General features: G+C 65.1%; 6 protein-coding genes and 1 pseudogene. 2 read left to right on the top strand and 5 right to left on the bottom strand.

What is annotated here, in order from left to right:
- Window positions 1-283: 283 nt before the first annotated feature.
- Window positions 284-2329, top strand: a complete 2046-nt coding sequence (locus MAFF_RS03520; protein ID WP_010909505.1) for an SPFH domain-containing protein — start codon at window positions 284-286, stop codon at window positions 2327-2329.
- 266 nt (window positions 2330-2595) lie between these two features.
- Complete coding sequence (locus tag MAFF_RS38995) at window positions 2596-2967, top strand: hypothetical protein (protein WP_095790670.1); 372 nt, start codon at window positions 2596-2598, stop codon at window positions 2965-2967.
- Between the two features lie 289 nt (window positions 2968-3256).
- Here the strand turns inward: MAFF_RS38995 and MAFF_RS03515 are convergent, their stop codons facing one another.
- From MAFF_RS03515 to MAFF_RS41400, 5 genes and pseudogenes are all read right to left on the bottom strand, one after another.
- On the bottom strand, window positions 3257-4990 hold the full coding sequence (locus MAFF_RS03515; protein WP_010909504.1) for an SEL1-like repeat protein: 1734 nt from the start codon (window positions 4988-4990) through the stop codon (window positions 3257-3259).
- Between the two features lie 29 nt (window positions 4991-5019).
- Complete coding sequence (locus tag MAFF_RS03510) at window positions 5020-6381, bottom strand: HlyD family type I secretion periplasmic adaptor subunit (protein WP_044547656.1); 1362 nt, start codon at window positions 6379-6381, stop codon at window positions 5020-5022.
- Window positions 6382-6467: 86 nt separating this feature from the next.
- Window positions 6468-8762, bottom strand: a complete 2295-nt coding sequence (locus MAFF_RS03505; protein WP_157865902.1) for a peptidase domain-containing ABC transporter — start codon at window positions 8760-8762, stop codon at window positions 6468-6470.
- A 207-nt stretch (window positions 8763-8969) separates the two neighbouring features.
- Entirely contained in the window at window positions 8970-9296 is a 327-nt protein-coding gene (locus MAFF_RS40535; protein WP_244420857.1) for a hypothetical protein, read from the bottom strand.
- A gap of 2028 nt (window positions 9297-11324) precedes the next feature.
- Window positions 11325-13955: pseudogene (locus MAFF_RS41400) on the bottom strand (hypothetical protein); the annotation flags it as partial.
- Window positions 13956-16011 lie beyond the last annotated feature (2056 nt).

Below are 16011 nucleotides of genomic sequence, written 5' to 3'. Positions count from 1 at the left end.
AATACTTATACGATTTCCGCGCGGAATATCTTTAAACCTGTTGGCGCGATCCCTACTTCATTTGCGTTATGTCTATCAAGGCAACACCAATGTGAGATAGCTCACGGCCACGCCCGCACTGGGGACTCGGGACGCGGTCATTTTTCCATACAATGAGAGCCCAAACGTTCGACACGCCCTTAGTGCGTCGAGCGTGTCGGTGCGCAATCTCCCCGCTTTACCAAGCAACACCAACCGGGTGGCGGTCGGGTGAGCAAACCCGCGCGCCCATAGGAGAGAAGAGATGGAAGCCCTACAATATCTCGGCCCGACGGGATGGATGGCGATCGAGGTAGCCGTGCTAGTCATCGTGCTGGCAATCCTGTTGTGGTGGAGCGGGGTGGTCCGCTATATCCCAAACGACAGGCTCGGCATCTTAGAAAAACTATGGAGTTTTCGCGGCTCCGTCAGCAACGGCTTCATTGCGCTTAACCGTGAGGCAGGCTACCAGCCGGAAGTCGTGCGCGGTGGCCTGCATTTCTTCATGCCGTTCCAATATTCGATGCATCGCGCCAATCTTGTCACCATCCCGCAGGGTCAGATCGGCTATGTCTTTGCCCGTGATGGCAAGCCGCTACCTCCGACACAGACACTTGCTTCCAACACCGACGCCGATGATTTCCAGGATGTGCGCGGCTTTCTCGAAAAAGGCGGACAGAAAGGACCGCAACGCAAGATCTTGCGTGAAGGCACCTATGCTATCAATCTCGCACAGTTCATCGTGCTGACCGCGCAGTCGATCTATGCCGTTAATCTGAGCTCGTCGGAACAAAACCTTTTTACCAATATGTCCACCATGATCTCGGAGCGGGGCGGCTTTGAGCCAGTCGTCATCCATAATGCCGAGGACATGATCGGCATCGTCACCGTCCATGACGGTCCGGCCCTACCGGACGGCGAGATCATCGCACCGACCGTCGCCAACGATCCGAACGACCCGAACTTCCACAACAATTTTCAGGACCCGGAGAAGTTTCTCAATGCCAGAGGCTACCGCGGCCGGCAGCTGCAGGTGCTGGCCGACGGTAGCTACTTCCTCAATCGCATTTTTGCGACCGTCGAACTGGTCAAGAAGACGATCATTGACGTTGGCACGGTGGGTGTCGTCGTCTCCTATAACGGCCGCCACGGCACGGATATATCCGGACAGGCATATCGTCACGGCGAGCTGGTCGAAATCGGCTCACGCGGTGTCTGGTCCACGCCGCTACTGCCAGGCAAATATGCGTTCAATACCTATGCCGGCAATATCATCACCGTGCCGACCACCAACTTCGTGCTCAAATGGACGAAGGAGCAGTTTGGCGAACACAGGCTGGACGAGAACCTGTCTGAAGTGTCGTTGATCACCAAGGATGCGTTCGAGCCTGTGCTGCCGCTCTCCGTCGTCGTGCATATCGACTATATGAAGGCGCCGCTCGTGGTGCAGCGTTTCGGTGACATCAAGCGGCTGGTCGAACAAACGCTCGATCCGATGGTTTCTGCTTACTTCAAGAATATCGCCCAGACAAAGACGCTGATCCAGCTTTTGCAGGAGCGTAGCGATATCCAGCGCAAATCGGGCGAGGAGATGCGCGAAAAATTCAATTCCTACAGCCTCGAGCTGCAGGAAGTGTTGATTGGTACGCCCCGTGCCGCCAATGGCCAGAACAGCATAGAACAGATCCTGATCCAGCTTCGCGAGCGTCAGATCGCAGTCGAAAAGGTCGAGACTTATAAATTGCAGGAGAGGGCGGCCATTCAGGAGCGCACGTTGCGTGAGAAGGAGGCGCTTGCCGAACAGCAAGCCAAGATCACGACATCGGCCCTTACCATCGAGATCAGCGAGAACGAAGGCAAGGCGCAACTCGCCCGCACCCGCCAGCAGGCAGAAACCATTCAGGTCACTGCCAAGGCAGAGGCCGAGAAGGTGCGCCTCGGCGGCCAGGGCGAGGCCGACATGATCAAGGCTATCGCGCTTGCCGATGCCGAACGCATCAAGGCGACCGGTTTTGCCGATGCCGAGAAGGTGCGCGCCATCGGTCTGGCAGAGGCCGAGGCCACCGAGAAGAAGGTCGCGGCATTCGGCGGCCCGGACTATCAGCTCAACTCGCAGGTTCTCATGCGCTTCGCCGAGGCGATCGAGAATGGCAGGCTACCGCTCGTGCCGCAGATCCAGATCGGCGCTACCGGTGGCGAGAAGGGGGCCGCCAATGGTCTTGTCGAGATGATGCTTTCGATGCTCGTTGCCGACCGGGTTGGACGGCAAACCGTACCGGATGAGATCCCGGCACCCGTTGAGGAGGATTGATTGAGGATGGGCCGGTCTTACCGGCCCATCTGGCGCTCTGCCGAAACATACCGCGGCGAGGAAGACTTGCAGCAGCTTCGTTGCAGGACTTCTGGGAGGAATTGAGCTTGTCTACCAGAAGACCGGTTTTTCCCTCGGATGGAGGGCCGCGACGCAGTTTTAGTGGTATGCCCACTGCTGCCGATTGGTGAGTTTTTGAATCTTAGCTCGGTTATGATAACGGGTGATTAGTAGGGCCGAGTTGACTGCAAGAAGAGGGGAAACGCTTGAGTCGCATTTTATTAACGGTCACCGCAGCAATCTGCTTCACGATTTCGGCTGCTTCGGCCGGGCAGGAAGAGAAAAACATCGATTACCTGGCGCGCATGGCAGATGGCAAATTGCATCGGGCTGCAGCAATTTCAGGTAACATCTATGGCGTATTGAAAAGGTGCCCGGCGCTGAGCCCAAGCCCAAGTGGAAAAGCCATGATGGCTGTCTCCATCCTTTTGTATCACGGGCTAGACAAACACTTGGTACCCAATCCAGCTAAATTCGAGAGGGCTATTCGCGTGTTTGAAGACGCTTACCGCAAGGCTGCTTCGAGTAAGGTTGATTGCCAGGCCGAGAAGGCCAAGGACCGAGATAGTTACCGGTAGATGTGCGCCTTCGGGCCACTCCATGTAGCGCGTTGCCGGCATTGCCGTCGGCAGGTTATAACGATTTATTGCAAAGAAGAAATGATGCAATATCAATACCATAGACTTGCTATTGCACCCATGATGGACGGGGCAGATACTTAAATATAAGCTAGTTACGAGATGTCGTGTGCAAATATCGCACACGAAAGTTCTGCTTCTCTTCTTTTTTCGCAGCCAGTCGGTCAGCGAATTTCCAACGGTCCTCCAGCCTTCTTAGCGCTGCTTCACTCCAACGGCCACCGCTGCACTAGTCGGACCCGCCCGCAGCCCCCAGTTCGTCGGCGGCTTCACTGATCCCGTGCGCAGCCGCACGTTCGAGCCAAAGGCGAGCGGCAACCGGGTCGCGCTCCCCGGCGAGGCCTTTCAAGAGATAACGTCCGAGCATGAATTGGGCTTGGCTATGCCCACGTCCGGCAGCGGCAGCGTACCATTTCTGTGCCGTTGTCTGGTCGAGCGGCAGGCCGTGGCCGGCTCCGTACAGCGCGCCAATCGCAAACATCGCCCCGGCGTGACCGTCGGCGGCGGCCTGTTCAAACAACTGCATTGCAGCCTCGGGCTCGGGCATGCCGCCGCGCCCATTGAGTAGCATCTCGGCGAGCGCCACGCGTGCGTCGAGCACGCCGGCGTCGGCCGCCCGCGCAAACCACACGCGGGCCTGAGTTGGGTCGGCCGCCACGCCGCGTCCATCCTGGAGGAGGCGGGCATACATATATTGTGCCTCGGCGACGCCTTCGGCCGCGCGCCGCAGCCAGTGTGCCGCTTGCCCCTCGTCCTGGCGAACGCCGACGCCCTTGGCGAAGCAGAGCCCAAGGTTGAATGCCGCGATGAGGTCGCCCGATGATGCGGCCGCCTCGAACCATCCGGCAACGCTTGCACCGTCGTCCGGCTCGCCAGCCCCTCCGAGGATAAGATTGGCGAGGTCTGTCTGTGCCTGCTGATTGCCGGCACTTGCGGAAGAGCGCAGCCAGCGTGCTCCTTCCTCGACATCCTCAGCCACACCATTTCCAGTCAAATAGAGCGAGGCCAAAGCGCGGGCGGCGGCTTGGTGGCCCGCTTCGGCTGCCCGCCGATACCAGTTCGCGGCTTCCGCAAAATCCGGCCGCTGCGTCTTCGCATGGCGATCGCCCAGGAGATAGGCTGCCTCGATATTGCCGGCCAGGGCAGCACGCCGCATCCACGCCTCCCCAGCAGCGACATCTTGGCCGACGAGTGCACCGTCGATCAGTGCCAATCCCAACCGGAATTGAGCAGAGGGCAGGCCCTTCTCCGCAGCAGCCTGATACAGTTGAGCGGCTGCTGCCATGTCGCGTGCTACGCCGAGCCCGTGCTCGGTAAGGACCGCAAGAAGATAGGTCGCGGTCGGCAGGCCGGCGTCGGCTGCACGTCTTACCTCTTCCGCAATCCGAACTCTGTTTTCGCGTTTGCCGCGGCGAGCCAGCGACAGGGCAAAGCCAAGGCACCCTTCGGCGCAGCCGGCAGAAGCCGACTTCTCGTACCACCGGTGGGCCGCATCGGCATCGCGCATCGATGCGGGGCCGCTGGTAAGGATATAACCGAGGATCGCCTGTCCCGTGGCCGAGCCTGCCTCGGCCGCCTTGGTGGCAAAGTCGAAAGCGGCCGTGAAGTCTGGTTTTCCAGCGGAATCAGGTTTGAATAAGTGCTCCGAGGGTCCCTTGCCGTCGGCTTCCGACGTCACCAGCCCGGTGACGTAGAGTGCGGCGAGGAGCGCTTGCGCATCCGCGCTCCCGTGGTCGGCCGCCCGCAGCAGCCATCGCGCGCCTTCCATACGGCTCGGTGGCACACCGGCGCCTTCCAGATAGCAACGCGCGACCCGGTACTCGGCGTCGACGATCCCCGCGCGGGCCGCTTTCGCCATAAGCGGAAAGGCTTCAGCGGCCTTGCCGCTGTCAGCAAGCTTGATCGCTCGACGCAATACCGCCGCCGGGAAGGCCAGACCAGTCAGCCGATCCAGGATTGTCATCGATCCGAGCCTCTGATCCCTCCAGTACTCTAAGGCTCCCGCATTGCCTCCTGGCCGATCGGGAGCATGACGCCGAGAATGTACTTGAGTATCGTGCGGCGGCCGACCTTTACGTCGGCGGTCACCGGCATGCCAGGGCTGACGGCGAAACCGGCGGGTACGCCGTGGAGGGCGACCTGGTCGATGGAGATCCGCGTGCGATAGAATGGCTCGGCGTCGGAAGGCAGCATGGCCAAGGAACTGTTCGGATCGCGCGCTTGCTCCTGTGCCGAGAAGGAATCTGGGCTGAGTGCCCGCACAGTTCCATGGGCGAGGCCGTATTGCGAATAGGGGAAGGTGTCGAACTTGATGACCACCGGGTCGCCGACATGCACAAAACCGCTGCTCCTGCCAACGATGTTTGTCTCGATCTCAAGGGGCGCGTCGGCCGGCACCAGCGTGATAAAGCGCTCCCCTGACTGCATGACCGAGCCGACAGAGACTTTTGCCACGGATTGAACGATGGCGTCTGATTGGCTCTTCAACTCGACCAACTGGTTTCGAAGCTTTGCCTTGTTGAGAAGTTCGCGGGCGTCCGAGATCCGCGAGCTCGCCTCGGACAGGCTCTGCGAGACTTCAGCGCGCCAGCCCTGAATGTAGCCGTCGCGCTCGGCGGCCACCGCGGCTTGCTGGCGCTTGGCGGCTTCCGCGGTCTGTTCGGCATTGCCCAGCGCCCGGGACATTTCCGCCCGGTTGTCCTCGGCCAGGAGCGTGTTGAGGCGACTTCCTACCTGCCTTGCCTCAAGCTGCCTGCGCATCTGTTCGATCGAGTCGGCGACCGTGAGCCGCTGGCGGTAGCCCTCCGCATCGGATTGCGATCGCGAAATCACCGAGCTGAGTTCGTCACGCTGGCGTTCGAAATTCTCCACCTTGGCGTCGTAGACCGCCTTGCGTTGCTCGAATATCGACACCTGCAGGGTCCAACTCGGGTCGAGGCCGTCATAGGTGAACGCCTGGCCGTTGGCCTCCGCCTTCAACCGCGCCACCTCGGCTTCAAGCGTCGAGACCTGCATCGCCAGCGCCGCCTTGTCGGCTGAGGTAAAGGTCGCATCGAGGCGGGCAAGCAATTGGCCGGCCTGGACGCGCTGTCCTTCCCGCACCTCGATCGAGCGGACGATCGCTGTTTCCAGCGGTTGCACAACGATGTTGGGGGATTGCGAGACCACCAGCCCTCTGGCCGTCACCACCTGATCGACCGGTATCAGCCCCGCCAGGGCGATCAGCGCGATGACCAGGCTAGAGACGATCCAGACGATGCCGCGCGCCGACCGCGGAATAGGCGCATTGGCGACAGCCGTCGATGGCCACTGGAACTCGAGTATTGCCGGCGCCGTCGGATCTCTCGTTTCCATCCGGTGCCACCGAGCGGGAAGGGCGGTGAGGGAGGTGCTGCTCATGGGTTACCGGACCTGATGCGAATATGAGGCGCGCGACATGATCAAACCAACCGCGGCGGGACGGCGACCGGGCGGCCGTGGCGGCCGTCGAGGTGCCGGTTCTGCTGCGACCACAACTGGCGATAGAGTGCACATCGTTCGAGCAAGGTCGCATGCGGCGCGACGTCGAGGACCTTACCCTGATCCATGACGAGGATGTTGTCGCACTCGGTCAGCGAGGCGAGCCGGTGCGAAACGATGATCATCGTGCGCCCGCTGGCGATGCGCATGAGGTTGGCGCTGACAACCGCCTCGCTCTCCGGGTCGAGTGCGCTGGTCGCTTCGTCGAGGATGAGAATAGTCGGATCGTGGATGAGCGCGCGCGCGATCGCCAGCCGCTGCTTCTGACCGCCTGACAGATTGGGCGAACCTTCCTCGATGTAGGTGTCGTAGCCATTCGGCATCCGCTCGATGAATTCCTGGGCGCCGGCGAGGTGCGCGGCGCGCATGGCGTCGGAAAGCGTCAGGCCCGGGCGCCCGGCGATGATGTTGTCGCGGATCGACCCGCGGAACAGAAAGTTGTCCTGCAGCACCACGCCAAGCCCCTGGCGCAGATGGCGCAGGTTGATTTCCTTGAGGTCGACGCCATCAAGCTTGAGGAAACCACTGTAGTCGCGGTTGATCCCCTGCAGGAGGCGGGCGACTGTCGATTTTCCCGACCCGCTGCGCCCAACAATGCCAAACATGCTGCCGGCGGGAATGTGGAAGCTGACCCGGTCGAGCGCCGGTATCTTGGTGGCGATATAGCTAAAGGTCAGGTCGCTGAACACGACCTCGCCGACCAGCCTGGGTCTCAGGCCGGTGGAATTCGAACTGCTCTCCAGCGGCCGGTTGAGGACTGACGCTGCCTCGCCGATCGCCGCACCGACCTCCTCGTAGTCTTCAACCAATCGGGCCAGGCCAACCAGCGGCTGGGCCACACGCTGGGCGATCATCATGAAGGCGAACAAGCCGCCGACCATGTAGCCGGTGCGGTCGTTCATCGCGAGATAGGCGCCGATCAGCATGGTGCCGAGCACCATCACGCGTTCGATCGGCGTGACCAGGGTCTGCGGCCAGCTTGCCAGCTGTCCGAAGGCGAGACGCGCCTTTCCCGCTTCCGCCACCCGCTCGTCCCAAAGCGCCTTGCGCTGCGGCTCGAGACCGAGCGCCTTCACCGTCTTGATGCCGACGACTGTTTCGCCGAGCGCCGCCGACTTCCAGGTCTCGGCGTCTACTACTCGCTGGTATCTGCGGCGCAGCGGCATGAGGAAGGCGAGGATGATCAGCATGATCACCACCGCGCAGGCCAGCACGATCCAGGCGAGGGCGGTGTTGATGTAGAACATGACCGGTACCAGCACGCACAGCGTGATCATATCCAGGAACGTGCTGAGGAGTTTTCCCGTCAGGAACTCGCGGATGCGATAGACCTGGGCGAGGTGATACATCGTCTCGCCGGCCGGATGCCGTTCGAAATAGTCGAGCGGCAGGCGTAACAGCCGGCTGAAGACGTGCAGCTGCAACTTGGTATCCAAACGGGCGCCGACGACATTGATGATCAGCCGCCGTGCATGGCCAAGCAGTGTCTCATAGGCGAAAACCACGGCGATCACCGCCGACAACAGCACCAGCGTCGAAATGCTGTTGAACTGCAGCACCTTGTTGACCACCGTCATGACGATAAGCGGCGGCAGGATGGTAAGGACACTCAGCGTGAACGAGGCGATGGTGATATCGCGCAGAGCGTGACTTTCGAGCCGCACCAGTTCGGCGAGCCAGCGAAGGGTGAAGGGCGCGTCCGCCGCGACATAGGATCGTGTGGCGCGCAGCAGCAGTGCCTCGCCGGTCCACACCTGCGACAGCCGCAACTCGTCGATGGCGACGGCTTCACCATCTTCGGGTGCATCCGCACTTTTCAGGAAGACGACGTTTCGCTCGGCGCTCGCCCCGGTGAGGAGAGCCGCGCCGCCGTCGTTGAACAACAGGACGACCGGTCCGGCGTCCTGGAAGCGCAAAAGGTGCGACCAGCGGATGCGCACAGCACGTGACCACATGCCGGCGTCCTGCGCCCACTGCGACAGATCGGCGGCGGCCGGAACCGCGCTCGCGGCCCTGAATTCGTTCGGGTCGAGCTCGACACCGTGATAGCGGGCGGCGCGCAGCATCGCCTTGAGGCGTGGCCCGATCTTGTCGAATTCGGCGGGACCGCCAGGGATCCGAGCCATAGTGCTCTCGCCGCCCGCCGCCTCGCCTTGCGCGGGACCGGCGTCGATCGGGACCGCTTGGATTTCGGCGTTCACGGGGATGTTCACCATGGACTTGTCTTCCAGCACGCAAGCGAACTCGACAATTCCCAGGCCGAAGTGCCTCTGCCGAGGGTTTCGATCATGCCGCCATCGTACTCCGAATTGATCGGCCGCGCGACTCTTCTGCCAGTCCGTGTCCCGGGATGTTCAACGCGCGAACTTCGCTCTCCCGCGACGTCCGCGCGTTTCCCTTCGGTGTTCTCTCGCCAGTCTTGCTCACTCATGTGGCTTCAGAAGATCCTTCAGGGTCGTCTTCGCCGTGTGGTCGGTGCTGGCGTAGCCGGTACCGTGCTTGGTCGCATCCAAGGTCTGGTCCGTAGTCGCGCGGGACGGCTGGTTCTGTTGGTGACCAAATCCCTTGATCGTATTGAGGATATTCAGGAGATCGGTCGTCACCGAGCCGGCCGCTAGGCCGATCAGGTGGTGTAGCGACGGCTGGCCGCCGCTGCCATTGCCGGTCGAGCCCGGCTGCAGGAACTGCCCGCTATCCTTGAGGCCGAGCGAGTCGGACGTGACATTGGCGGTCTTCTGGGTCGTCGTCACCAGGGTTGAGGTCGACGGAACGATCGAGTCGTGGTGACCGCTTGAGGGTCCGGTCGGACCGGTTGCGCCGGTGGCACCTGTGGCGCCCTTGGGTCCAGTATCGCCCTTGGGTCCAGTATCGCCCTTCGGCCCGGTCGCTCCGGTCGAGCCCGTGGCGCCGGTTGCACCGGTCGCGCCCTTGGGGCCGGTGTCGCCCTTAGGCCCGGTTGAGCCAGTCGGACCGGTCGAGCCAGTTGAGCCTGTGGCGCCGGTTGCACCTGTCGCGCCCTTAGGCCCGGTATCGCCCTTAGGTCCGGTTGAGCCAGTCGGACCGGTCGAACCAGTTGAGCCTGTGGCGCCGGTTGCACCAGTCGCGCCCTTAGGCCCGGTGTCGCCCTTAGGTCCGGTTGAGCCAGTCGGACCGGTCGAACCAGTTGAGCCTGTGGCGCCGGTTGCACCAGTCGCGCCCTTGGGCCCGGTGTCGCCCTTAGGCCCGGTTGAGCCAGTCGGACCGGTCGAACCAGTCGAGCCGGTTGCGCCAGTGGCACCTGTTGCGCCCTTGGGTCCGGTGTCGCCCTTAGGTCCGGTTGAGCCAGTCGGACCGGTCGAACCAGTCGAGCCGGTTGCGCCAGTGGCACCTGTTGCGCCCTTAGGCCCGGTATCGCCCTTAGGTCCGGTTGAGCCAGTCGGCCCGGTCGAACCAGTTGAGCCTGTGGCGCCGGTTGCACCAGTCGCGCCCTTGGGCCCGGTGTCGCCTTTGGGCCCGGTCGAACCAGTCGAGCCGGTTGCGCCAGTGGCACCTGTCGCGCCCTTGGGCCCGGTGTCGCCCTTAGGTCCGGTTGAGCCAGTCGGACCGGTCGAACCAGTCGAGCCGGTTGCGCCAGTGGCACCTGTTGCGCCCTTGGGTCCGGTGTCGCCCTTAGGTCCAGTATCACCCTTCGGTCCGGTTGCTCCGGTCGAGCCCGTGGCGCCGGTTGCACCCGTGGCACCCTTCGGTCCGGTGTCGCCCTTGGGCCCGGTTGAGCCAGTCGAGCCGGTGTCACCCTTCGGTCCTGTCGAGCCCGTTGCGCCGGTTGCTCCGGTCGAACCTGTCGCTCCAGTAGAGCCTGTAGCGCCCGTATTGCCAGTCGCACCAGTGGCGCCGGTTGCTCCAGTCGAACCGGTGGCGCCGGCGGAACCCGTAGCACCGGTCGCTCCGGTTGAGCCGGTGGCACCAGTATCGCCAGTGGCGCCGGTTGCCCCGGTCGAACCCGTGGCTCCGGTATCGCCAGTCGACCCCGTTGCGCCCGTGTCACCGGTTGCGCCGGTCGCACCTGGGGCTCCGGTAGCTCCAGTTGCTCCGGTCGAGCCGGTCGCGCCGGTATCTCCAGTCGCACCTGTTGAGCCAGTAGCTCCGGTCGAACCCGTATCGCCGGTCGCGCCAGTTGCCCCAGTCGAGCCCGTGGCTCCGGTATCGCCGGTCGGACCTGAGGCTCCGGTTGCACCCGTAGCACCGGTCGCTCCGGTGGAACCCGTGGCTCCAGTCGAGCCGGTGGCGCCTGTATCTCCAGTCGCACCTGTTGAACCTGTAGCTCCGGTCGAGCCCGTGGCGCCGGTATCGCCGGTCGCACCAGTGGCGCCGGTATCGCCGGTCGCACCAGTGGCGCCGGTAGCTCCGGTTGAGCCTGTGGCACCCGTATCGCCAGTCGCACCTGTGGCTCCAGTTGCTCCAGCCGAACCTGTGGCGCCCGTAGCTCCAGTCGAGCCCGTGGCGCCCGTATCGCCAGTTGCTCCAGTCGAGCCGGTCGCGCCTGTATCGCCAGTCGCACCTGTCGAACCCGTGGCGCCCGTATCACCGGTTGCGCCGGTAGCTCCGGTCGAGCCCGTGGCTCCGGTATCGCCGGTCGCACCTGAGGCTCCGGTTGCACCCGTAGCACCGGTCGCTCCGGTGGAACCCGTGGCTCCAGTCGAGCCCGTTGCGCCCCTATCGCCGGTCACACCTGTGGCGCCGGTTGCTCCAGTTGCTCCGGTCGAACCAGTGGCACCCGTATCGCCGGTCGAACCCGTGGCTCCGGTCGAGCCCGTGGCGCCGGTATCGCCGGTCGCGCCTGTTGAGCCTGTAGCCCCAGTCGAACCTGTTGCTCCGGTATCGCCAGTCGCACCCGTGGCACCAGTTGCCCCGGTCGAGCCTGTAGCCCCCGTATCGCCAGTCGCACCTGTGGCGCCGGTAGCTCCGGTCGAACCCGTGGCGCCCGTATCACCGGTCGCACCAGTTGAACCTGTAGCCCCAGTCGAACCTGTTGCTCCGGTATCGCCCGTTGCACCTGTGGCGCCGGTTGCGCCCGTAGCACCGGTCGCTCCAGTCGAGCCCGTAGCGCCCGTATCGCCGGTCGCACCTGTTGCTCCGGTTGAACCTGTTGCTCCCGTATCGCCCGTTGCCCCAGTCGAGCCCGTTGCACCGGTGTCGCCGGTCGCACCCGTGGCGCCGGTGGAACCCGTGGCTCCGGTTGCGCCAGTAGAGCCCGTTGCACCCGTATCGCCGGTGGCGCCAGTTGCTCCAGTCGAGCCGGTCGCGCCTGTATCTCCAGTCGCACCTGTTGAACCTGTAGCTCCAGTCGAACCCGTGGCGCCCGTATCGCCAGTCGCACCTGTGGCTCCAGTTGCTCCAGTCGAGCCCGTGGCGCCCGTATCACCGGTTGCGCCGGTGGCTCCAGTTGCTCCGGTCGAGCCCGTTGCCCCAGTATCGCCAGTCGCACCCGTGGCTCCGGTTGCGCCAGTCGCACCCGTGGCTCCGGTTGCGCCAGTCGCACCCGTGGCTCCGGTTGCGCCGGTCGAACCTGTGGCGCCCGTATCGCCAGTCGAACCTGTGGCGCCCGTATCGCCAGTCGCACCTGTGGCGCCGGTTGCACCCGTAGCACCGGTCGCTCCGGTGGAACCCGTGGCTCCAGTCGAGCCCGTTGCGCCCGTATCGCCGGTCGCACCTGTGGCGCCTGTATCACCGGTCGAGCCGGTGGCACCGGTTGCGCCAGTCGAACCCGTGGCGCCCGTCGCGCCCGTGGCACCGGTTGCACCCGTGGCTCCGGTATCGCCAGTTGCACCTGTGACGCCGGTAGCTCCAGTCGAGCCCGTGGCTCCAGTATCGCCAGTCGAACCCGTGGCGCCGGTAGCTCCGGTCGAACCCGTGGCGCCTGTATCGCCGGTCGCACCTGTGGCACCGGTTGCTCCTGTCGAACCCGTGGCGCCGGTATCGCCTGTGGCACCAGTGGCACCGGTAGCTCCAGTCGAGCCCGTGGCTCCAGTATCGCCAGTTGCACCCGTGGCGCCGGTAGCTCCGGTCGAACCCGTGGCGCCTGTATCACCGGTCGCACCTGTGGCGCCGGTTGCACCAGTCGAACCCGTGGCGCCGGTATCGCCTGTGGCACCAGTGGCACCGGTAGCTCCAGTCGAGCCCGTGGCACCCGTATCGCCGGTGGCGCCTGTGGCGCCGGTTGCTCCAGTCGAGCCAGTCGCACCGGTATCACCGGTCGCGCCCGTGGCTCCGGTTGCACCAGTCGAGCCCGTTGCGCCCGTATCGCCGGTCGCACCCGTGGCGCCAGTTGCTCCAGTCGAGCCGGTCGCGCCAGTATCTCCAGTCGCACCTGTTGAGCCGGTTGCTCCGGTCGAACCGGTGGCGCCCGTATCGCCGGTCGCACCCGTGGCACCGGTCGCGCCCGTGGCTCCGGTTGCGCCAGTCGAACCTGTCGCTCCGGTATCGCCAGTGGCGCCAGTTGCGCCAGTCGAGCCCGTTGCACCGGTGTCGCCGGTCGCACCTGTGGCGCCGGTAGCTCCCGTCGAGCCCGTGGCGCCGGTATCACCAGTCGCGCCAGTGGCTCCGGTTGCGCCAGTAGAGCCGGTGGCACCGGTGTCGCCGGTCGCACCTGTGGCGCCGGTAGCTCCAGTTGCTCCGGTCGAACCAGTGGCACCCGTATCGCCGGTCGCACCTGTGGCGCCGGTTGCTCCAGTCGAGCCCGTTGCGCCCGTATCGCCGGTGGCGCCAGTTGCTCCAGTCGAGCCGGTCGCACCCGTGGCGCCCGTATCGCCAGTCGCACCCGTGGCGCCGGTAGCTCCGGTCGCACCTGTGGCGCCCGTATCGCCGGTCGCACCTGTGGCGCCGGTGGCGCCGGTATCGCCTGTGGCGCCAGTTGAACCTGTAGCTCCAGTTGAACCGGTGGCACCCGTATCGCCAGTCGCACCCGTGGCGCCAGTTGCACCGGTGGCTCCGGTTGCTCCGGTCGAGCCGGTGGCGCCCGTATCGCCGGTCGCACCCGTAGCACCTGTAGCTCCGGTTGAGCCTGTGGCACCCGTATCGCCGGTCGCACCTGTTGCTCCGGTTGCTCCAGTCGAGCCCGTTGCACCGGTGTCGCCGGTCGCACCCGTGGCTCCGGTGGAACCCGTGGCTCCGGTATCCCCGGTCGCGCCTGTGGCGCCGGTTGCTCCGGTTGAACCCGTGGCGCCCGTATCGCCAGTCGCCCCTGTGGCTCCGGTCGCACCTGTGGCGCCGGTTGCACCGGTCGAGCCCGTGGCTCCGGTATCGCCGGTGGCGCCAGTGGCTCCGGTAGCTCCGGTCGAACCCGTATCGCCGGTGGCGCCTGTGGCGCCGGTTGCTCCAGTCGAGCCAGTCGCACCGGTATCACCGGTCGCGCCCGTGGCTCCGGTTGCTCCAGTAGAGCCCGTTGCTCCGGTATCGCCGGTCGCGCCGGTCGAGCCTGTCGCACCAGTCGCACCGGTGGCTCCGGTCGAACCTGTGGCGCCGGTATCACCAGTGGCTCCGGTTGCTCCGGTGGAACCTGTGGCGCCGGTATCACCAGTCGCACCAGTTGAGCCTGTGGCCCCAGTCGAACCTGTTGCTCCGGTATCGCCTGTGGCACCAGTGGCGCCGGTAGCTCCGGTCGAACCCGTGGCGCCCGTATCGCCGGTTGCGCCCGTAGCACCGGTTGCTCCGGTAGAGCCTGTGGCGCCCGTATCGCCGGTTGCACCCGTGGCTCCGGTTGCTCCGGTCGAGCCTGTGGCGCCGGTATCACCGGTCGCACCAGTTGAGCCTGTGGCCCCAGTCGAACCTGTTGCTCCGGTATCGCCTGTGGCACCAGTGGCGCCGGTAGCTCCGGTCGCACCCGTGGCGCCGGTATCACCGGTCGCGCCAGTTGCACCTGTGGCACCGGTTGCCCCGGTCGAGCCCGTGGCTCCGGTATCGCCTGTGGCACCAGTGGCTCCGGTAGCTCCGGTCGAACCCGTGGCGCCCGTATCGCCAGTTGCACCTGTAGCACCAGTTGCGCCCGTGGCTCCGGTGGCGCCCGTATCGCCGGTCGAGCCCGTGGCGCCCGTATCCCCAGTCGCGCCTGTGGCTCCGGTCGAGCCCGTCGCTCCCGTTGAACCTGTGGCACCGGTATCGCCGGTCGCACCTGTGGCACCGGTTGCGCCAGTAGATCCCGTGGCCCCGGTATCGCCGGTCGCTCCGGTATCGCCGGTCGCGCCTGTGGCTCCGGTTGTTCCGGTCGAACCCGTGGCGCCCGTGGCACCGGTGGAACCCGTGGCGCCGGTATCCCCGGTCGCGCCTGTGGCTCCGGTTGCACCCGTGGCTCCGGTCGAGCCTGTGACACCCGTATCGCCGGTTGCGCCGGTGTCGCCAGTTGCACCTGTGGCGCCGGTTGCTCCTGTGGAACCCGTTGCGCCTGTATCGCCGGTCGCACCAGTGGCACCGGTTGCTCCGGTCGAGCCCGTGGCGCCGGTAGCTCCGGTGGCGCCCGTATCGCCAGTCGCACCAGTGGCGCCGGTTGCTCCAGTAGAGCCTGTGGTGCCCGTATCACCGGTTGCGCCAGTGGAACCTGTAGCTCCAGTAGAGCCTGTGGCGCCGGTATCACCGGTCGCGCCAGTTGCTCCGGTCGAACCCGTGGCGCCCGTATCGCCAGTCGCACCTGTGGCTCCGGTCGCACCTGTGGCGCCGGTTGCACCGGTCGAGCCCGTGGCTCCGGTATCACCGGTCGCGCCAGTGGCGCCGGTTGCACCGGTCGAGCCCGTGGCTCCGGTATCACCGGTCGCGCCTGTTGAACCTGTAGCTCCAGTCGAACCAGTGGCACCCGTATCGCCGGTCGCACCTGTGGCTCCGGTTGCTCCAGTCGAACCTGTGGCTCCGGTGTCGCCGGTCGCGCCTGTGGCACCGGTCGAGCCAGTTGCTCCAGTCGAACCTGTCGCTCCGGTATCGCCAGTGGCGCCAGTTGCTCCGGTCGAGCCGGTAGCTCCGGTCGAACCTGTGGCGCCTGTATCGCCGGTAGCACCAGTCGCGCCTGTGGCGCCGGTTGAACCCGTGGCGCCTGTATTGCCGGTCGAACCCGTGGCACCAGTAGAGCCGGTCGCACCTGTGGCTCCGGTTGCACCAGTCGAGCCCGTCGCGCCTGTAACGCCTGTCGAACCCGTCGCGCCGGTTGAGCCAGTCGCGCCCGTGGCGCCGGTTGAGCCAGTCGCACCTGTGGCGCCCGTTGAGCCTGTGGCGCCGGTCGCACCCGTTGCACCGGTCGAGCCCGTGGCGCCAGTAGAACCCGTCGCGCCGGTTGAGCCAGTCGCGCCCGTGGCGCCCGTTGAACCCGTGGCGCCGGTCGCACCCGTTGCACCGGTCGAACCCGTCGCGCCAGTCGAACCCGTCGCACCAGTCGAACCTGTAGCGCCGGTCGAGCCCGTGGCGCCCGTTGAACCCGTAGCGCCAGTCGGACCTGTCGGACCTGTC

It is taken from the genome of Mesorhizobium japonicum MAFF 303099, assembly GCF_000009625.1.
Classification (GTDB): Bacteria; Pseudomonadota; Alphaproteobacteria; order Rhizobiales; family Rhizobiaceae; genus Mesorhizobium; species Mesorhizobium japonicum.
This window is presented reverse-complemented; position numbering and strand designations above follow the sequence as displayed.